The 20,048-nt window shown below is 50.5% G+C and carries 18 protein-coding genes; 13 read left to right on the plus strand and 5 right to left on the minus strand.

Going from position 1 to position 20,048, the window contains the following annotated elements:
- Nucleotides 1-18 precede the first annotated feature (18 nt).
- Together BSEL_RS02665 and crcB are read left to right on the plus strand one after the other, a co-directional pair.
- Entirely contained in the window at nucleotides 19-426 is a 408-nt protein-coding gene (locus BSEL_RS02665) for a fluoride efflux transporter FluC (RefSeq protein WP_013171471.1), read from the plus strand.
- Complete coding sequence (crcB, locus tag BSEL_RS02670; protein WP_041581690.1) at nucleotides 423-809, plus strand: fluoride efflux transporter CrcB; 387 nt, start codon at nucleotides 423-425, stop codon at nucleotides 807-809. The genes BSEL_RS02665 and crcB overlap by 4 nt, the downstream gene beginning before the upstream one ends.
- Before the next feature lie 54 nt (nucleotides 810-863).
- Here the strand turns inward: crcB and BSEL_RS02675 are convergent, their stop codons facing one another.
- Both BSEL_RS02675 and BSEL_RS02680 read right to left on the minus strand, forming a co-directional pair.
- Nucleotides 864-2,813 carry a BCCT family transporter gene (locus BSEL_RS02675; RefSeq protein WP_013171473.1) on the minus strand — a complete coding sequence of 650 codons (1,950 nt, stop codon included), beginning with the start codon at nucleotides 2,811-2,813 and terminating at the stop codon, nucleotides 864-866.
- A gap of 137 nt (nucleotides 2,814-2,950) precedes the next feature.
- Entirely contained in the window at nucleotides 2,951-3,808 is an 858-nt protein-coding gene (locus tag BSEL_RS02680) for a DUF2628 domain-containing protein (RefSeq protein ID WP_013171474.1), read from the minus strand.
- A 169-nt stretch (nucleotides 3,809-3,977) separates the two neighbouring features.
- Between BSEL_RS02680 and BSEL_RS02685 the strand changes: the two genes are divergently transcribed.
- Both BSEL_RS02685 and BSEL_RS02690 read left to right on the plus strand, forming a co-directional pair.
- Nucleotides 3,978-4,577: a hypothetical protein gene (locus tag BSEL_RS02685; protein WP_041581692.1), complete on the plus strand. Its 600-nt coding sequence runs from the start codon at nucleotides 3,978-3,980 to the stop codon at nucleotides 4,575-4,577.
- Between the two features lie 123 nt (nucleotides 4,578-4,700).
- Nucleotides 4,701-6,731 carry a sensor domain-containing protein gene (locus BSEL_RS02690; protein ID WP_041581694.1) on the plus strand — a complete coding sequence of 677 codons (2,031 nt, stop codon included), beginning with the start codon at nucleotides 4,701-4,703 and terminating at the stop codon, nucleotides 6,729-6,731.
- Nucleotides 6,732-6,750: 19 nt separating this feature from the next.
- Here the strand turns inward: BSEL_RS02690 and BSEL_RS02695 are convergent, their stop codons facing one another.
- Complete coding sequence (locus BSEL_RS02695; RefSeq protein WP_013171477.1) at nucleotides 6,751-7,314, minus strand: flavin reductase family protein; 564 nt, start codon at nucleotides 7,312-7,314, stop codon at nucleotides 6,751-6,753.
- A 151-nt stretch (nucleotides 7,315-7,465) separates the two neighbouring features.
- Nucleotides 7,466-8,134 (minus strand): GerMN domain-containing protein, encoded by a 669-nt coding sequence (locus tag BSEL_RS02700; RefSeq protein ID WP_013171478.1) that lies wholly within the window; start codon nucleotides 8,132-8,134, stop codon nucleotides 7,466-7,468.
- Between the two features lie 298 nt (nucleotides 8,135-8,432).
- Here BSEL_RS02700 and sigX point away from each other — a divergent pair, with 298 nt between their 5' ends.
- The 4 genes from sigX to BSEL_RS02720 all read left to right on the plus strand — a co-directional run bounded on the left by sigX (nucleotide 8,433) and on the right by BSEL_RS02720 (nucleotide 12,072).
- Complete coding sequence (sigX, locus tag BSEL_RS02705) at nucleotides 8,433-8,969, plus strand: RNA polymerase sigma factor SigX (RefSeq protein ID WP_013171480.1); 537 nt, start codon at nucleotides 8,433-8,435, stop codon at nucleotides 8,967-8,969.
- Complete coding sequence (locus BSEL_RS02710; RefSeq protein WP_013171481.1) at nucleotides 8,966-10,168, plus strand: hypothetical protein; 1,203 nt, start codon at nucleotides 8,966-8,968, stop codon at nucleotides 10,166-10,168. Before sigX ends, BSEL_RS02710 begins: the two co-directional genes overlap by 4 nt.
- 189 nt (nucleotides 10,169-10,357) lie before the next feature.
- Nucleotides 10,358-11,221 (plus strand): SMP-30/gluconolactonase/LRE family protein, encoded by an 864-nt coding sequence (locus BSEL_RS02715; RefSeq protein WP_013171482.1) that lies wholly within the window; start codon nucleotides 10,358-10,360, stop codon nucleotides 11,219-11,221.
- Nucleotides 11,222-11,361: 140 nt separating this feature from the next.
- Nucleotides 11,362-12,072 carry a hypothetical protein gene (locus BSEL_RS02720; protein WP_013171483.1) on the plus strand — a complete coding sequence of 237 codons (711 nt, stop codon included), beginning with the start codon at nucleotides 11,362-11,364 and terminating at the stop codon, nucleotides 12,070-12,072.
- Nucleotides 12,073-12,137: 65 nt separating this feature from the next.
- On the opposite strand, the gene BSEL_RS02725 is transcribed toward BSEL_RS02720, so the two are convergent.
- Nucleotides 12,138-13,538: a sigma-54 interaction domain-containing protein gene (locus BSEL_RS02725; RefSeq protein WP_013171484.1), complete on the minus strand. Its 1,401-nt coding sequence runs from the start codon at nucleotides 13,536-13,538 to the stop codon at nucleotides 12,138-12,140.
- 237 nt (nucleotides 13,539-13,775) lie between these two features.
- On the opposite strand from BSEL_RS02725, the gene pruA reads away from it, so the two are divergent.
- The 5 genes from pruA (at nucleotide 13,776) to BSEL_RS02750 (ending at nucleotide 19,924) form a co-directional block, all read left to right on the plus strand.
- Entirely contained in the window at nucleotides 13,776-15,326 is a 1,551-nt protein-coding gene (pruA, locus tag BSEL_RS02730; protein ID WP_013171485.1) for an L-glutamate gamma-semialdehyde dehydrogenase, read from the plus strand.
- A gap of 81 nt (nucleotides 15,327-15,407) precedes the next feature.
- Nucleotides 15,408-16,601 carry an ornithine--oxo-acid transaminase gene (locus tag BSEL_RS02735; protein ID WP_013171486.1) on the plus strand — a complete coding sequence of 398 codons (1,194 nt, stop codon included), beginning with the start codon at nucleotides 15,408-15,410 and terminating at the stop codon, nucleotides 16,599-16,601.
- A gap of 104 nt (nucleotides 16,602-16,705) precedes the next feature.
- Complete coding sequence (locus BSEL_RS02740; RefSeq protein ID WP_041581696.1) at nucleotides 16,706-17,614, plus strand: proline dehydrogenase family protein; 909 nt, start codon at nucleotides 16,706-16,708, stop codon at nucleotides 17,612-17,614.
- A gap of 96 nt (nucleotides 17,615-17,710) precedes the next feature.
- Nucleotides 17,711-18,613, plus strand: coding sequence for an arginase (gene rocF, locus BSEL_RS02745; protein ID WP_013171488.1), 903 nt, complete (start codon nucleotides 17,711-17,713; stop codon nucleotides 18,611-18,613).
- Between the two features lie 249 nt (nucleotides 18,614-18,862).
- Nucleotides 18,863-19,924 (plus strand): ABC transporter ATP-binding protein, encoded by a 1,062-nt coding sequence (locus tag BSEL_RS02750; protein ID WP_013171489.1) that lies wholly within the window; start codon nucleotides 18,863-18,865, stop codon nucleotides 19,922-19,924.
- The last annotated feature ends 124 nt before the right edge of the window (nucleotides 19,925-20,048 follow it).

Raw genomic sequence — 20,048 nt, forward strand, 5'->3', positions numbered from 1 at the left:
AGAAGGTGAGCCATACATATGGAAAAACAGATGTTCTATATTACGATCGCCGTCTTCGTAGGCGGTGCAGCGGGTACCCTGCTCAGGTTTTTCATCAATGAATGGTCGTCGATGGCGCTGTTTCCTTTAGGGACCGTCATCGAGAATATATCCGGCAGTCTTCTTCTCGGACTTTTGACCGGATGGGCAGCGTACCGGTATATGAATCCGTTTTTTAAAGAAGGACTCGGCGCCGGATTTTGCGGGGGGTTTACGACGATGTCCACGCTGATGGCGGATGTGACGCTCCTTGCGACGGCCGGGGGAGAAGCGGTTCTCATGACAGGCCTGTATGTATTCGTTTCCCTTGCAGGTGGATTGATCGCCGCCTTTACAGGGATTGTGCTCGGGGAACGATTCGCGGGAAAGGAAGGTGATGGTGCATGACGTGGGAGATGATCTTGATGGCGTCACTCGGCGGTGGGCTTGGAGCGGTTGCCCGCTATCACCTTGGACGCCTCATTAAAGCCAGGCTCGATCAGACCTGGCTGCCGAATGCGATGCTGATCGTGAATATCATCGGCTCTTTCGGGTTGGGTGTGACCCTTGGGGGACTGTTCGGATCGGTGACAGAGACGGATCCGTTGCCCAACCTCTATTTTTTCCTCGCAACAGGCTTTATGGCAGCCTTTACGACGTTTTCAACATTCAGTACGGAGGCCGTTGGACTGATTCGCACACGTAAATTTTATCCTGCATGTCTTTATATTTCGGTTACGCTCGTCGCGTCATTTCTCGTATTCCTGGCCGGCATGTGGCTCACGGTCTGAAACGCGCTGCAAAAGAACCCCCGATTCATTGTTGAATCGGGGGTTACATGTGCGTTATTTATCTTTTTTCTCATCGTCCGGTGATTCAAGCTCACCGTTTAACTGTTCACCGAGGTCATCACGGAGATCTTCGTAGATCTTTTCCTTGAACTCCTCATAGACTTCTTCTTTGATATCGTCGTAGACTTCGTCTTTGACCTGCTCATAGACTTCTTCTTTCACTTTGTCGTAAGCTTCGCCTTTAAAGTCTTCATAGGCTTCTTCCTTCATCTGTTCATAGACTTCGTCTTTGACGCGGTCGTAGGTTTCGTCTTTAAACTCATCGTACACTTCGTCTTTGAAGTCATCGTAAACTTCCTCTTTCATCTGGCCGTAGACTTCTTCTTTCATTTCATCATAGGCTTCTTCACGGAACTCATCGTAGAATTCATCTTTCATGCCGCCGTAGACTTCATCTTTGACGCGTTTCGTCTGTTTGCGCTGCGTCTTGATTTTGTCTTTCTTCATATCCTTTGTCATCATGATCAGAAGGCTGAAGACCATCACGACCATGATCATGGCAAACGGCAGCGCTGCGACAATCGAAGCGGTCTGAAGCCCTTCAAGTCCTCCGCTGATGAGAAGGACACTGGCGGTTCCGGCAATGAGGAATCCCCAGATGACTTTGATTGTAAGCTTTGGACTCAGACTGCCCTGTGACGTCATCGCACCGAGTACATACGAGGCAGAGTCCGCCGATGTGATGAAGAAGATCAGGATCAGAATCACGGCAATGACACTCGTAATCATGGAGATTGGCAGTTCACCGAGAGTAGCGAAGAGAGCAAGCTCGACCTCGTTCATGACAAGGTCACCGATCTCATCATTGCCGCCCATAATCAGGCTGAGCCCGGTGCCGCCAAACGTGGTAAACCAGAGCGCGCCAAGGAGTGAAGGGACAATCAGAACACCTGCGACAAATTCCCGGATCGTACGCCCCCTTGAAATCCGGGCGATGAAGATCCCCATAAACGGCGCCCAGGAGATATGCCAGGCCCAGAAGAAAATCGTATTATTTCCAAGCCATTCACCGTCCCCGAACGGGTTTAAGTCAAAGCTCATCTGAACGACATTGGACATGTAATTCCCGAGAACCGAGACAAAATTCTGGGCAATAAAGAGCGTCGGGCCAACAATAATCACGAAGAACAAAAGCAGCCCTGCCAGAATCAGATTCGTGGTACTGAGAATCTTGATTCCCTTGTCGACGCCTGTCGCGGCAGAAAAGATAAACAGGAACGTCACAATGGCAATGATGATAAAGTTGACGGTCGCATTGTTTGGAATCCAGTCAACCAGGTAGGACAGCCCGCCGGTAATCTGCAGGGCACTGAGACCGAAGGTGGTCGCAACCCCTGTGGATGTGGCCAAAACGGCGAGAACGTCGATGGCTTTTCCGAATCCGCCATAGGCACGGTCACCGAGAATCGGTTGAAATGCCGAGCTGATGAGAGCCGGCTGGTCTTTTCGGAACTGAACATATGCCAGCGTCAGTGCTACGAGCGAGAAGATCGCCCATGGGTGGAGTGCCCAGTGGAAGACCCCGTACCTGAGACCTGCTTCAGCGCGGACGGCATCACTTTGACCTATGTAATCCGGATGCGGATCGTAATAATAGAGAATCGGTTCTGCGACACCCCAGAATACGAAGCCGACACCGATCCCTGCGGCAAAGAGCATGCCGAGCCAGGAGAAAAAGCGGAACTCCGGTTTCTCATCGGGCTTCCCGAGCTTCAGTTTACCGAAGGGACTGATGGCGAGAAACAGTACAAAGGCAATAAAAAACGCGGTGACGAGCATGTAGAACCAGCCGAAGTTATCAAGGGTGAACGCAAGTGCCACGCTTGATACATTGGCAAGATTCTCCGGAAAAAATAATCCCCAGAGAACAAAAGCAAGAACAATGGGTGCTGAGATGTAAAAGACAATGTTTGGATTTTTCGTTTCGTACGAATACTTTTCCATAAGCAGAATCTATCCGTTAAAGAACCGGATAGCCCCCTTTCGTTATAGGATGATCTCACAGATAAAAGGAAAATAAGAGCAGTACCCCTTATAATAACTAAACTATACCCCTGTGTCCATCCCCTGAAACAATCTGGTTACAGTGAAATGGAAAACACCGTGTCCGCTATTTCTTCCTCATCGAGGAAGATGGTCAGGTGATATGTGCCGGTATCTGTGAGCGGATCTTCGGAGTCAAGAAGGTCGAGGGTGACCTCGCTCGATGAAAAGATGCCGAAGCTCCGGTCTCTCGTGATCGCCATCCCGTTACCACTGTCCGTTTCCCGCTCGAGTAGAAGGCGAAAGGAGCGGTCACCGATGGGCTCATCATGTATAAACAGCAGGTTGATCCGGGCTTCATATTTAACGAAATCGGGCTCGTCCCTGACATCCAACACACCTTCAGGGACTGGATTATCATCGGAGAAGACATAAATCCCCGGTTCAAGGGCCGGATTGTATGTCCAGTTCGCAAGAGGGACGTTGACAAGCACGGCAAACAGCAAAGCTGATAGGCCTGTAATGATTCCGCTTTTCACGGATGCGCCGGAGCGGTAGAATAAAGGTGACGCATTGCCGTGATTCTTCAGGTGCTGAATCCGTCTGTAATAAAGGGCATTGGCCTTCAACCCGAATCCGAGATGAAGAAGCGTAAAGCCGGTCAAGATAAAGAGAAGTTGAGAAGAAACGAGGTCTGCCCCTAGTCCGGCTGCATAAAATAACCAGGGGAGAAACGATGCGCCCGCGACAAACACGCTTTGCAACAGCACATAAAAGATCAGCCAGTCATAGAGGTGCCGGTAAGCGAGCCAAAAAGGCGTGACTAGGAGTGCTGCAAGGTTAAAACCGCAGTATACAGAAGGTTTTTGGTGGTCTTGCCACTTTGAAGAATAATAGGTATGATTTTGCCCGATGAGGGGAATGGTATCGGCAGTGCCGTTTATGGGATCGGTCATGGTACATATACCTCCAGGTCGAATAGATAAAGTGGTTCGCAGGTTACGCATGCTTCATTAAAGTAACCTGAATACGTATGGTCCTTCTCCGGAAGACCATACGGACAGTTTACCACGGGCTACAGAGAAAAGCATGGCAGATAACCAGATCATAAAGGGGCGAGGAAACATGATGAAATGGATCGTGGGCGTATGGATGCTTATATTGCTTGCCGGATGCGGCGGCGAAGAGGCGGTGGAAGAGCAGGATGATTTTCCTCACTCTCTTGTACATGAAGGGTTCTCCTATACACCTTTTACCTATCCGGCAGACTGGGACGTGACGGCGGTGTCGTCCAATGTCCGTCTCGCTTTTCGCAATGAAGACAACCCGGAAGAGAATCAGTTTGCGCAGGTGCCGTTCCGCTACACGTTCACCTTTGGCGAGCGAGCACCGGAGAATGAGGTCAGTGAGGATGAACTGGATGCATTTAACGAAGAAAACAGACGGAACGAAGAGACATTCCGGCAAAACTATTACCATACATCTTTTGAACAGTACGCCCGTCTTGATATCAGTAAAAACGGTTTTTTGCGGCTGTTGACGGAGTATGAAGGTGTGGAAGAAAAGGAAATCGCCGGTCGGGAAGTTCTCGTCTTGCGAAGTGAAAACCAGTGGGCGGCCAACTGGTTTGCAGGACGAAACTACTATGATTTGCTGATTTATAATGAGGCCATGATTGCCTCTGATGAAGCCTTTGAAGGCATTCTGGAGATGCTGATGCCCTGAATGAAATCGTACATTTGCGGGAGTATTTTGGGTGTATCTGTAAACGACTTCCTGTGATAAGATGAAAGCAGAGAGAAGATGACTCGGAAAAAGGTATGATGGTCACAGGAAAGGTCAGATGCAATGATGAAACATATCGATATCTCCACAGCCCTGAATGCGAATCCCGATCACGCGGCAATCATCAGCCTTGAAGGGGAGATTCTCCTGACGAATCTGTCCTGGCAGGCTTTCAGCCGGGACAATACGGGAGATCCGGACTACACGGATGTGGGTGTAAACTATTTGGATGTTCTGAAAAAAGCCGGTGTGACGGCTGTGTATGAGGGAATCGTATCGGTTTTGGAAGGTCGGCAGGATTTTTATCATAACAAATATCCCTGTCATTCACCTGATGAGAACCGCTGGTTTATCATGACTGTCACCCCATTAAATGAAGGCGGCGATATCCAGGGGGCTCTTATCGTTCACCGAAATATCACCGAAGTCGAATGGGCTAAGAATCAGACCGTGGACATCCTTGAGAGCATGACGGATGCTTTTTTCGCCGTGGACCAAAACTGGAGGTTCACCTTTTTGAATCAGGAAGCGGAAAAACTGCTGCAGGTATCGAGGTCCGGGCTGATCGGTCAAAACATCTGGACGGTTTTCCCTGATGCATTGGGTACGACCATTCAGTTTCATTATGAAACGGTTGTGGATATGAAGCTCGCAAAGCAGTTTGAAACGTATTTTGAACCGCTGGATAAATGGTTTGAAGTCCATGCATACCCCCGTCATCAGGGAGGACTTGCCGTGTTCTTCAAAGATATCTCCGAAAAAAAGGCGTCAGAACAGCAGATTTGGGAGATGGCGAATCTGGATGAGCTGACTGGCCTTGCGAACCGCCGTTTTATCTATGAAAAGATGAACGGCATTATTCAGAAACGGATCCCCTTTTCACTCTTTTTTATGGACCTGAATGATTTTAAGGATATCAACGATGTCTATGGTCACGATGCCGGGGACCAGGTGCTTCAGAAGATCGGGGAGCGTCTGCAAGCTTTGCAAGAGGAGAGCGGGGGTGTTGCGGCTAGGCTCGGCGGGGATGAGTTTGTGTTCATGATTGCAGAGCTTGATCATGAAGTAACGGGGCATTTCGCCGAGCGACTTCTGAATCTCATCCGTAAACGGATGTCTGTGTCCGGCTATTATGCGTTTTCGATGGTCGGAAGCATTGGGATCGCGATGTATCCGGAAACCGGGATGAATGTGAATGAGATCATGTCAGCGGCGGACGCTGCGATGTATGAAGCGAAGAAATCAAAATCGGTCACGGGCACCTACCGCTTTTATGAGATCAGCATGCGGGAAGTCATCAAGCGTCGGATTGTAATGGGAGACGATATGCTGACGGCCATTGATCGTGGCGATTTTTATTATGTGTATCAACCGCAGATCAATATGAAAACCGGACTCGTCGACGGCGTGGAGGTCCTCTCACGCTGGAAGCATCCGCAACTCGGGATGATTCCGCCTCCGGAGTTTATTGAACTGGCCGAAGAGACGGGAAAGATCAGGCCGCTGACGGAGCGGACGATTCGGGATGTGTTGAAGACGGTGGATGGCTGGCGGCGTGATTGGGGTTATGATGGCCGTGTTGCCTTTAACGTGTCGAGCTCATTGATCGAGTCGCCATCTTTCTTTACGTTCATAAAAGAGCAGATGACATATTTTAAAATAGGAAGAGATCAGCTTGAGCTTGAGATTACCGAAACGGTCAACCTTGCCGCGTCGGAAGCTCTTGCGTACCATCTTGATCAGTTTCGGCATATTGGTGTCAGTCTGGCCATCGATGACTTCGGCACCGGGTTTTCTAAAATCAGTCATTTGAGCCGGTTGCCAGTGGACCGGATCAAAGTTGACCGGACATTTATCAATGAGATCGGTTCGGGATCCAAAGGGGAAGCGATTCTCTACGCGGTGATTGACCTGATGAATCAGCTTGAAGTGGATGTCGTGGCAGAGGGCGTTGAGGAAGAGGAACAGGTTCGTGTGCTGATGGGCAGGAACTGCAGCCATATACAGGGGTATTACTACGCGAGACCGACTGAGGAGGAGGAGGCCGTCTCCTATATCTGGTCTTTTGTACAGACAAAGAACAGCGAACGCTAGGCGTCCGCTGTTCTTTGTCTTATTTGTTGATATCAATGGATTTTCTTGTGGTGGTCTTGTCCTGGATCAGGTAATGGGACTGACCGAGAAATAATGGAAGCTGAAGCTTGTGGAAGTCGGGAAAGCCCGTTTCCGGTTCGAAGCGGTCGCTGTCCTGATAGAACGTGACAATATCACCGGCGATCCAGTCGTGATCCCCGTATTCATGCATCCCCTTTACGGTGCACTCATAGGCGACATAGGCGTCATCGAGAACCGGGGAACCTGTCTTCTTTCCCGGTGACCAGCGGGCTTCGAGACGGTTGAACTTGTCATTATCCCTGCCGGAAATTTTGCCTGCTCCTTCAATGAGGTGAGCATGTTCTGCGGGAACAAAATTGATCACGAAGGACTGGCTGTTTTTGACGAGCTGATACGTGTGGCGTTCTTTGGCGATGGCGACGCCGTAGATCGGTGGCGCGTAGGACATAAAGGAATGCCAGCCTGCGGCCATCATGTTTACTTCGTCTCCATCCTTCACGGTCACAATGGCAATGAGTCCAGGGTAGCAGTGGAGGATGGTGTTGTCTTTGATTTCTAACATGGTGATTCAACTCCCTTCTCTCCATTATTATAAAGGAAATAGGTCCCGGATGCACCGGAAATCCATGGGAAGCGCCTCACTTCTTCAGGGATAAGGGGGCAAAAACAGACAACACCCCTGGACGAGTAAATGTCCAGGGGCGTTGTTACCATTATTCGTACAGCGGATATTCGTCCGGGTCTCCTGGTCGGAGCGGATCTTCGAGACTCATGTGGCCAAGGAAATTCTCGACCTGTTCGCCGTCAATTTCAACGAAGACTTCGGCGATGCCGAACTGCTCAAACATCATGGCAATATGCTCAGTAAGCATCATTGCGCCACTGGAGCCGAGATTGGCATCATTCAGTTCCGGAGAAAAGGAAATCACGGCTGTCTCATCATCAAATGAGATGGATTGCACGGTTGTCCCTTCAGGAGCCAACAGGAGCAGATCTTCCGAAGGAGCCCCTTCAAGCCAGAGTCCGAATGCATCCATGGCGCCGTCCTCGTCCATGGTGACCGATTCGTCCGTTACATAGCGATACGTCTCAAGGAGCTGGTCATCGGAGAAATAAAGAGTGACCTGATCGATCATCGCCACGTCCTCTTCTTCATTGGCTTCCTCTTCGTTATGATTCTCCTCATTGTTTTCTTCCGGTTCCTCATTGCCTTCATTGTCAGCCTCATTGTTCACGTTTTCAGGTTCGTTATTCATGTCGGCATTGTCGTTTCCGTTATCGACGGCTGATCCGGAGACAGCTTCGTTGTCGTTGCCTTCACCGCATGCGGCAAGAAAAAAGACCGAAGCAAGGGCCAGGGCAGTCAGTTTTGTTTTTTTCATGGTTATGTGCTCCCTTCGATAAAGCGATTTTGGGTGATGATTACTGTCTTTGTCGCCGTTCTAGAAAAAAGGTTACAGATGCCGTTTTCAATCGCCGGCGTATCCTGATAGAATAAAGAAGATTCACGAACAAATGGAAGGATGTTGATGAAGGTGAAAAACTGGCAGTGGGCGGTATTGTTGCTTGCCATTGGTTTTATAGCGGGTGCATTGATCTGGGCCCGGGCATTTATGACGATGTAAGTGTAACGCTTTTTTCTTTTCAGCGTCAAATTAAACAGGTAAGGGAGGTAATCGTGTGAGGGAGGAATTTGACAGGCTGTACCATCAGTATCACCATCAGCTCTTTCAATATCTGTTCTACCTCGTCCGACACCGGGAAACGGCAGAAGAACTCGTTCAGGAAGTCTATATCAAAGTCCTCAACTCGTTCGAAACCTTCGAAGGGAAAAGCACGGAAAAAACGTGGCTGTATTCAGTGGCGAAGCATGTGGCCATTGACCATATCCGCAAGCAATCGAGAAAGAAACGCCGCGCAGAAGGCAAAGAATATGAATGGAGCGAACGTGAATTCGAGATTCAGGATAAAGACCCCCTTCCCGATGAAATTGTTGTTCAGAAAGAGGAAGTGCAGGAAGTGTATCAGATGCTGGCAAGATGTACTCCCGATCAGCAACAGGTGATGATTCTCCGGTTTGTGCAGTCCCTGTCCATTGCGGAAACGGCCGAGATCCTCGGCTGGACGGAAAGCAAGGTCAAGACGACCCAGCACCGGGCGATCAAAGCATTGAAGGGCCATCTTGAGCAGCGAGAGGAAGAGGAGGTGCATCCATGACGAAGCGATGGTCTGATGAAGACATCGAGAAAACATTGACAAAAATGCCGGCGGTGGAGGACAGCCGCTCGAAGAACGATCTCATGGAGGCAATCGAAGCAAAGAGCGGGGGACAGCTTCAGATGCGGTCGTCGAAGAAGAAAAAACGGGCCTTTGTCGTACCGTCCATCGCAACAGCGGCGGCAATTTTGCTGATTGCGATTCTGTTGCCGTCACTCTTTAATCAGGGGCTGCCGATTTCGAGTGATGAAAATGCGGCGACAGACGACATGGCAGTCACAAGTGACGACGGGGATGAAGAGATGACTGACAATGCCGGCAACACGGCCGAAGATACACCGCTGAATGAACCGGAATCAGAGGATGCCGGAGTGGCGACGGACAATGGAGATGATGGCGAGGCCGCCATCATGGAATCGTTGCCTTCGGCTTATCCGGTGTTCAGTGTAGAGGTAATCACGAGAGAAAGTGATTTTGTGGTCGGGGTGAGTCCGTATATTCAGGACAGTGAAGAAGTCCTTGGTGACGCAGTACTGTCGACGTTTCATACGAATGATCCCACGAGTAACGGCGCGTTTGCAGCCCTTGAGAGCGTGACGGTGGATGAGGGCGAAGCGGCGCTGATGTTCAGTGAGGAATCTCTGGTGAGCCTCACATCATCCGAGCATCAGATCATCGAATCGTTTTTCGATGAAATCTTCACGCTCTATGGCATCAGCACATACCGGTTTGAAACACCGGAAGGTCCCGGCATCCAGTTCGGTCAGGTTGGTGAAGTGATTGAAGCAGACGTGACTGAAGAAAACCGCGGTTACTACCTTGCTGAAGAAGAGGGACAGACCCTCCTTCTCAGCGCGCGGGCAGCCGGAGCGGATATGACGGGCGGAAACGGGGAACTCCTCGATTTGGAAACGCTGATCTCGCGAATGACGGATGAAGAAATTGAAGACGACTTTTTCCATCCGGTGACGGACACGGGTTTGACAATCCTGTCTGTCAGTATGTCAGCTGATGAAGTCACGCTGACATATGAAGCAGGTCCTGAGGTGACTCCGGAAGACAGGGAGCTCTTTTACCAGGCGTTCCGATATGCCGTCAATACCTATGGCATTGACGAACTGACGCTGATTGATGACGAAAGCGGAGAAACCATCGTTTTTACCTTTGAAGGCGGCACGATGCTTGTAGAAGACAAATGACAGAGGAATCCGGATGAAAGAGGGGAGCATGCAGCTTCTCTCTTTTTTTTTGATGTGTAACGGTTAATCAGTGGCTGTGTTAAACTGTTGTCAACGTATAGGCTCAGATCTTGTTTGTAAGAGCGGCAAGGGGCGACGCCGAAGAACGGAGATCATCCATCCAAATCAGACGAAAAGGAGTGCTGCAGTGTGCTTCAGGCGGAACTTGTATTGGACATCAAAGCAACATTGGGGGAGGGGCCTTGCTGGGATGAAGACAGCCAGAAGCTGATCTGGGTGGATATCGAAGGATGCACGGTCAACCACTTTGATCCCTCAACAGGGATGAATGCATCCACCCATGTCGGAAAGCGTGTCGGAGCGGCAGTCCAAAGAGATCAAGGCGGCCTTATCCTCGCATTGGATGACGGGTTCTATGCATTTGATCCGGACAGCGGCGAGCTCGTTCATCTGCATGACCCGGAGCCCGGTGTACAGACGAACCGGTTCAATGACGGAAAATGCGATCCGTCCGGACGGTTTTGGGCCGGGTCCATGGTGCTGAAAGGAAGAAAGGAACGGGCGGCCCTGTACCGGATGGATCCGGACGGCTCGCTTCACATCATGGAAACGGGCGTGACGATTTCCAATGGACTGGAATTCGATGAGGCAAGGGGCCTGATGTACTATATCGATTCGGTGACGAAACAGATCGCCCGGTATGACTATGACGGGGAATCAGGAGAGATCCGAAACAAAACCGCAGCGTTCTCTGTCGCCGATCAGCCCGGTGTCCCGGATGGCATGACCATCGATGATGAAGGCATGCTTTGGGTGGCGTTTTTTAACGGGGGCAAGGTAGTCCGGTTTGCCCCTGATTCCGGAGCGGTGCTTGAGGAAGTGGCAGTGGCGTCATTGAAAGTGACCTCATGTACCTTTGGAGGCAGAGACTACCATGAGCTGTATATCACCACCGCCAGGGCGGATGAAGGTCAACATGAGCCTCATTCGGGCGGGCTGTTTAAAGTCCGTCTGCCGGTTTCGGGCGTGAAATCGTACAGGTTCAAAGGATAAAGTGATGTGAAGCTGTCAGTGAGGGGAAAGGGCCTTTTGACAGTTTCACATCTTTTTTCATCGGAATCACAGTTATTCCTGGAACTCTCACGGTAAGAGACAGAGGGGAACCTTCTATAGAGAGAAAAAGGAGAGATGCAATGATGAAAGCAACTGTGAAAATGATGAGTGTAGCCGCCTTTGTTCCGTTGGCTTTGGCTGCCTGTGCGCCGGATAATGACGGCAATGACGGGTTGAACGGTGAGGATCCGGAGTCCGGCAACGGGAACGCGAACAGTCAGAATGAGGGTCCGGACAGCGGCGCAGATGCCGGTGAAGTGGAGGAAATGGCTGATGAATACGGACTGGATGTCAGCGTCTCCGGAGACACGGATGGTGAGGCACCTGATGTGACTCTCGAAGAACTTGAAGAGGCGTTCGCGTCATTTGTGATTGCAACCGAAGCGGAAGTCCTTGAATTCCTCTCGTCTCCGAATGAAGGGGAAGGCGAACAGTCCGGAGAAGGCACTGCGGATTATGCCATTCCGGGTGTGGAAGCTGAACAGGTGGACACAACGGTCGAGGTGTCGTTTTCTTATGAACTCGATGGAGATCTTGACGATGCATCCCGCTTCCCGACGTTTGCCGATGTCATGGATATTCAATCAGAAATGCCTGACGCCGGCATTCTGTCCTGGGAAGAATCCGCAGTGGACAGTGAAATCGAAGGAGCTGGCACCATAGCGGAATTTCATTCCGAAGGAGAATGGTCTCTCCATGCGACTTATGACGGGCTCAGTGTGGAAGCAAGTGAAACAGACGAATGGATCGCGGAATTCTCTACGAGTACCCTTGCAGGAATTGAGGAATAAAGCAGATGATGAGAGCCCGGTGCAGGTAGATATGCACCGGGCTCGGTTTATTCAGTCAGCGATCTTTAGAGGTTGAATTTTCTCATCCGGTACTGCAGGCTCTGCCGCTTCAGGCCGAGCGTGCGGGCAGCCTGACTGATGTTGCCGCCGGCTTCTGTGAGCGACTTTTGAATGTAGGCCTTTTCCACCGTATCCATATACGTCTCAAGGGGAAGTCCCGGTTCAGGTTGCTGGGTGAAGAGACGTTCGGTTCCCTCGGAAGTGGCGGGCGGCTGAGTAAATTTGTGTTTCAGGTGAAGGGGAAGGTGCTGAAAGCCAATCGGCTCGTCGTCATAAATCAGATTCATCGCCCCTTCGATCGTGTGTTCAAGCTCTCTGACGTTGCCGGGCCAGTCATACTCGCTGAACAGATTGAACACGTCATCAGTAACTTCCTGAATATTCATCTGAAAAAGCCTGTTATATTTCCGTATGAAATGGGCAATTAAAACAGTAAGGTCCTCTTTTCGGTGTCTCAGCGGCGGAATGACAATCGATACGACACTCAGCCGGTAATACAGGTCTTCACGAAGCTTATTCTTGGAGAGTGCGTCCACGGGATCTTCGTTCATCGTGGCGATTATCCTGACGTCTACGCTCCGGCTTTTTGTGTCCCCGATTCTGCGGATCGTTTTTTCCTGAATGGCCCGCAAGAGCTTCGCCTGGAGAGAGGCGCTGAGGGAGTTGATCTCATCAAGCATCAGTGTCCCGCCGTTCGCCTGTTCAAAGAGGCCGGGGTGATCCGTTGCGCCGGTAAACGCGCCTTTAACGGAGCCAAACAGAATCCCTTCAATCAGCGTATCGGGAAGGGCTGCACAGTTTTGGCTGATAAACGGTTTCGATGCACGGCTGCTTCCGTTGTGAATGCTTTGGGCGAAGAGTTCCTTTCCGGTTCCTGTCTCCCCGTAAATCAGCACGGAAGACGTTGTCCTTGTGGCCCGTCTCGCATTTTCCACGACGTCTTCAATGGCGGGGCTGTTTCCGATGATCTGATCAAAGGTGAACCGGGCGTCGCTTGCTCCCCGGCTCGTTTCCCTTGAAAGGCGTTCGAGTTTGGTGATGTCCCGGGCGATTTCCACCGCGCCGATCTTCTCACCGTCCACGGTGAGCGGGAAGGTATTGTTGACGGTGGTGATTTCCTGGCCCTTAAAATTAAAGTAGACCTGCTTGGCGTCTTTGTGGACAACGTTGTTGTTCAGTGCCTGGAGAAGACGGCTCTCCTCTTCGGAATCAAAGAGGAAAATCTCCATGATCCGTTTGTTTAATACTTCCTTTGGATTCATGTCCTCCATTTCGGACATTTTCCGGTTATAGATGACGGACCGTCCTTCGGTATTGATCATGTGAATGCCGATATCCAGGTAATCGAGAAGCTTTCGGTACACAGGGTGAATGAATGCGGTATCAGTCAGTTTTTCCGGCTGCATGTAGAACGGGTCACCTCACTTCGTTGGGAACTGCTTTAAGTGTAGTAAAAAGAGGCGGGAGGTGCAATGATTCTTTGCGATTGGGTGCAAAATAATTCGCGGATGCAAAGAGATTTTTCAGTTTTCAGAATTGTAAGGGTTTACACAACGGGATTTTGTGTTTGGCATGGTTTTTGCATTGAGAATGAGTTGTCGAACATTTTTTATCAATAATGATTAAAAGGAGTGGATTGCAAGATGGTAGTACCTTACAGACATGAACCATTTACAGATTTTACGGTGGAGGAAAACCGTAAAGACTATCAGGAAGCGCTCGATTATGTAAAGAGTCAGCTCGGCAAGGAATATCCACTGATTATTAACGGAGAAAAAGTATTCACAGAAAAGAAATCTGTTTCAGAAAATCCGGCTAACCATAAAGAAGTTGTCGGCTACGTATCACAGTGCAGCCAGGACCTCGCCAAACAGGCCATGGAAGCTGCGGATGAGGCGTTCACATCGTGGAAGAAATGGGATCCGGCGGCGCGTGCGAACATTCTGTTCCGTGCATCAGCCATGATCCGTCGCAGAAAGCATGAATTCTCAGCCTGGCTCACGTATGAAGCCGGGAAGCCGTGGAAGGAAGCGGACGCAGATACAGCGGAAGCCATCGACTTCCTTGAATACTATGCCCGTCAGATCCTTCGTCTGAAGGACGGCATTCCGATTAATTCCCGTGACGGCGAGAACAATACGTTCAATTATATCCCGCTCGGTATCGGGATCACCATTTCCCCTTGGAACTTCGCCTTTGCCATCATGGCAGGAACGACAGTGGGGCCGATGGTGGCAGGAAACACGATCCTCCTGAAGCCGGCAAGAACGACACCGGTTATCGCCTATAAGTTCATGGAAGTGCTCCTTGAAGCCGGCTTGCCAAAAGGCGTTGTCAACTACGTGCCGGGGTCGAGCCGTGAAATCGGGGATTACCTCGTAGATCACCCGAGAACCCGCTTTATCAACTTCACCGGATCGAAGGAAGTCGGTCTGCATATCGCAGAGCGCGCTGCAAAAGTGAACGAAGGACAGATCTGGATGAAGCGCATGATCTCGGAGATGGGCGGGAAAGATACGATCATCGTCGACAGCGATGCGGATCTTGAACTGGCCGCAGAAGCAATCACGTATTCCGCATTCGGATTCTCCGGGCAGAAGTGTTCCGCGTGTTCACGGGTTATCGCGCATAAGGATGTGTATGATGATGTCCTGAACCGCGTGGTGGAACGCACGAAGAAGCTGACGGTCGGACCGACGTTCAAGGATAACTCCAACTTTATGGGGCCTGTGAATGACCAGGATGCCTTCGATAAGATTCTCGACTATATTGAAGTCGGCAAGAAGGAAGGCAGGCTGATGGTTGGCGGAACAGGCGATAATTCGGAAGGGTACTTCATTCACCCGACGGTCTTTGCCGATGTGGACTCCAAAGCCCGCGTGATGCAAGAAGAGATCTTTGGACCGGTCGTTGCCTTTGATAAGGCGGAAGACTTCGACGAGCTCATCGAAAAAGCCAACAACACAGAGTACGGTCTGACGGGTGCGGTGATTTCGAATAACCGTGACCATCTTGAACAGGCCCGTCAGGACTTTCATGTCGGAAATCTGTATTTCAACCGCGGTTGTACAGCTGCGATTGTCGGGTATCATCCATTCGGCGGCTTCAACATGTCCGGAACGGACTCCAAAGCCGGCGGACCGGACTATCTCCTGCACTTCCTGCAGCCTAAAACCGTATCGGATATGTTCTAAAAACTATGACTCACTGACTTCCCGGGGAATTTTCTTTGGGAAGTCCTCTCTAAAAGAGGGGTCAGTTATCGAGGTGATTACATGACCAAAACGATGGATATTATTGAAGTCACGGAGAAATACGGTGCGAGGAACTACCACCCGCTTCCGATCGTGATCGCAAAAGCCGAAGGTGTCTGGGTGGAGGACCCGGAAGGGAACCGCTATATTGACATGCTGAGTGCCTACTCCGCGGTCAACCAGGGGCACCGTCATCCGAAAATCATTCAGGCCCTGAAGGATCAGGCAGACCGGATTACCCTCACTTCGAGGGCGTTCCATAATGATCAGCTCGGCGCTTTTTATGAAAAAGTCTCCAAGATGACAAATAAAGACATGGTTCTGCCGATGAATACGGGAGCTGAAGCCGTTGAAACTGCGGTCAAAGCCGTGCGGCGCTGGGCGTACCGGGTGAAAGGCGTGCCGGAAAACCAGGCGGAAATCATCGTCTGCGAAGAGAACTTTCACGGACGGACGATGACGGCTGTTTCCCTGTCTTCCAATGAGGCATACAAAAAGGACTTCGGTCCGATGCTCCCGGGAATCAAAGTGATCCCATACGGCGATTTGAACGCCCTTAAAGAAGCGATTACACCGAATACAGCGGCTTTTCTGTTTGAACCGATTCAGGGTGAGGCAGGCATTAATATGCCGCCTGAAGGCTTTTTGAAAGAAGCGTATGAGCTTTGCCGGGAAAACCGGGTTCTTTACGTGGCGGACGAAATCCAGTGCGGTCTCGCCCGTTCAGGCAAGCTGTTTGCCTGTGACTGGGAAGAGGTCGAGCCGGATATGTATATTCTCGGAAAGGCCCTTGGGGGCGGCGTCATGCCGATCTCCTGTGTGGCAGCCAACGAAGAGATTCTCGGGGTCTTTGAGCCGGGCTCTCACGGTTCCACGTTCGGAGGCAACCCGCTTTCCTGCGCCGTTTCCGTTGCAGCGCTCGATGTTATAGAATCCGAACAGCTCGCAGAGCGGAGTCTTCGGCTCGGGACGTATTTCAAAGAACAGCTCGAGACCCTTGATAACCCGAAAATCCGGGAAGTCAGAGGACGGGGACTGTTTATCGGGGTTGAAATGACGGAGGCGGCCAGACCATACTGTGAAGCATTAAAGGAAAAGGGGCTCCTTTGTAAAGAAACCCATGAGAACGTCATCCGATTTGCACCGCCGCTCGTGATCTCTGAAGAGGATCTCGACTGGGCAATCGGACAGATCAAAGATGTGCTGAAAGGCTGACGCTCAGCCTGAATGTGGCCGGGTGCCAAAATGCTCCCTCCCACATCGGCATCCGGAACACAATCTGAAGCATGTGTCTGACACAGAAAGAGGGGTTGACAGCGATGATTACAAGAAACCTGTTTTTATTTTTATCCCAGAATAAATATGTCAAAGGGAAGGCAAGAAAATGGGGGCCGAAACTCGGTGCCCATAGCCTGATTGCAGGGGAAACGATCCAGGAAGCGATGGATACCGTACGTGAATTGAATGCGAAAGGCCTGTCTGCGACAGTCGATCATCTAGGTGAGTTCGTCTATACACGTGAAGAAGCGGAAGAGTCCGCCAATTACTGCATGCGCACCCTGGATGCCATTGCAGAGAGCGGCGTGGACTGTAATCTGTCTCTGAAGCTGACGTCACTTGGCCTTGACGTGGACCGCAACCTTTGCCGGGATAATATGATGGCCATCCTTGAAACGGCTGAGAAACATGGTGGGATCTTTGTCCGGATTGACATGGAGGACTACTCCCATCTCGATGCGACTCTGGAGCTGCTTCATGAACTGCGCCAGACGTATACCAACGTCGGTACAGCTGTACAGGGTTACCTGTTCCGGGCTGAGAAAGACGTGGATCGTCTTAAGGGGACGAATATCCGTCTGATCAAGGGCGCGTACAAAGAATCACCTGAGGTGGTCTATCAGAAACAGGAAGATGTCGATGCCAACTATGTCAAGATCATCAAGCGTCATATGCTGAATGGCAGCTATGCCGCCGTTGCGACACATGATCACAACGTAATCGCTGAAATCAAGCAGTTTGCCGAGGACAACGGGATTCCGCGTGAACAGTTTGAGTTTCAGATGCTGTACGGTTTCCGCACGGATATGCAGGAGGAAATCGTAAAAGAAGGCTACAAGATGCGAATCTATGTCCCGTTTGGGGAAGACTGGTACGGTTATTATATGAGAAGGATGGCGGAGCGTCCGCAAAATATTGTATTCGGCGTTCGCGGGCTGTTGTCCAAGTAAACAAAAGAACCCAAATATGAACCAGGGCGTGCCGGAGGGGTCAAAATCTGTACGGTTACGTCCTTTCTTTATTTTGATGAAATGGAGTGGTCAATCATGAACAGACAGTTATCGATTATCGGCGTCCCGATGGACCTCGGTCAAAATCGCCGGGGAGTGGATATGGGACCGAGTGCGATGCGTTATGCCGGGGTGGTGGATCGCCTGACGGCACTCGGGTATGAGGTGGAAGACCGCGGTGATGTCCGCATTGGCAGATCCTCTGAAGAAGAGGAAAGCCAGTCAAATCTCAAGGATCTGCATGAAGTGGTGGATGCCAACAAGGCGCTTGCCAAAGAGGTGAAGTCTGTAGTTGAAGCAGAACGCTTTCCTCTCGTTCTCGGTGGGGATCACAGCATCGCGATTGGGACGCTTGCCGGTGTCTCGGAACCGTTTGAAAACATGGGAGTGATCTGGTACGACGCCCATGGTGATCTGAATACCGGGGAGACGTCCCCTTCGGGTAATATTCACGGGATGCCCCTTGCGGTGAGCCTTGGGATCGGGCATCCGTCCCTGACGGAAATCGGCGGATACGCACCAAAGGTTAAACCGGAAAATATCGTGATCATCGGTGCAAGATCCCTCGATGAAGGCGAACGGAAGCTGATCAGGGAAAAAGGGATTCAGGTGTATACGATGCATGAGGTGGACCGGTACGGGATGTCTCATGTTATGCAGGAGGCACTGTCGTACCTGAAAGACAGGCAGACGGACGGCGTTCATTTAAGTCTTGATCTTGATGCCCTTGATCCTCAGGATGCACCGGGTGTCGGGACACCGGTGCTTGGAGGCACGTCCTACCGGGAGACGCATCTTGCCATGGAGATCCTCGCAGATGCCGACATCCTGACATCTGCGGAGTTCGTTGAGGTGAATCCGATTCTCGACGTAAAGAACAAGACAGCCGAAGCGGGTGTTGGTCTCATCGGATCACTGTTCGGAGAGAAACTGCTCTGAATGCCTGTGAAACATTCAAACCCCCTCCTGCATCTGTTGCGGGAGGGGGTTTTTATACATGAAGTGTTAAAAAGTTGTTCATTTTGTGACAAGCCGAACGGAGACGTTGACCCTCCCCGGGGCACGTGCTATAATTCAATCAGAATGAAAATCATTCTCAGTGATAATCGCAGTGAATGAGATCGTATAGTGAGACGTTGACAGGTGCTGAACATTCATTTTTGAAGGACATACGGGGAGGTAGTTCCAATGAGCTTCATCAGAATGGAAAAGATCACGAAAAGGTTTACAAAGTCAGGGGATCCGGCCGTACAGGGGTTGGATTTATCGATAAACAAAGGTGAAATCATTACCCTTTTGGGACCAAGCGGGTGCGGGAAAACGACAACGCTTCGCATGATTGCGGGCTTTGAACATCCGTCCGGTGGCAGGATTACCATTGATGGAACAGATGTGTTTACGGACAGTCATTCACTTCCGCCTGAAAAACGCGGGATCGGCATGGTTTTTCAGGATTACGCCTTGTTTCCGCATATGACAATATTGAAAAATGTGATGTTTGGTCTGAATAAATGGAACAGCCGCGCGAAGAAAAAGCGGGCTTTTGAAGTCCTTGAACTGGTCGGTCTCGAAGAGTATGCAGACCGTTATCCGACACAGCTCTCCGGTGGTCAGCAGCAACGTGTCGCCTTAGCCCGTGCCCTTGCACCAAAGCCGCATGTGGTACTGATGGATGAGCCGTTCAGTAACCTTGATGCGGGGCTTCGTGAAAAGATGCGTTACGATGTGACGACGATTCTCCGAAAAGCTGAAACAACGGCGATTATGGTAACGCACGATCAGAAAGACGCATTTGCGGTATCGGACCGTGTTGTTGTCATGAAAGACGGGATTGTCCAGCAAATCGCTGAACCGAAAGAAATGTACCGCTGTCCGAAAAACTGTTTTGTGGCAGAATTCGTCGGCAAAACCAATCTTCTGTCCGGAAAAGTTGATGCTGACGGTCAGCACATTCATACGAATATCGGGAAAGTGCTGTTGCCGCAACAGTTCAACCGCCATAATCTTGACGATGTGAAGCTCTCGATCCGTCCGGAAGGCTGCCGCCTTTCCGATCAGGGGGCCTACTGCGGAGCCGTAGAACGTGTGACATACAGCGGTGACTATCAGGAATTGCATGTGCGGCTTCACAATGAGCCCGATTTAAGGAAAGAACCTATGCTCATTTATGCGCCGGTAGAACAGGAAGTGGAAGTCGGAACAACGGTTTCCTTTGATATTAAATCTGAACTGGTCGCTCTTGTTGAATAACCGGCATATGAAAGTATGATTCAGATTTCATTGAGAAGTCCGCGCAGTGATTAGGCGGGCTTTTCATTTTGTATATGCATGAACGTAAAGAGTAATAAGTATTTGTTTATAATTATTATAAATA

It is taken from the genome of [Bacillus] selenitireducens MLS10 (assembly GCF_000093085.1).
GTDB lineage: Bacteria > Bacillota > Bacilli > Bacillales > Salisediminibacteriaceae > Salisediminibacterium > Salisediminibacterium selenitireducens.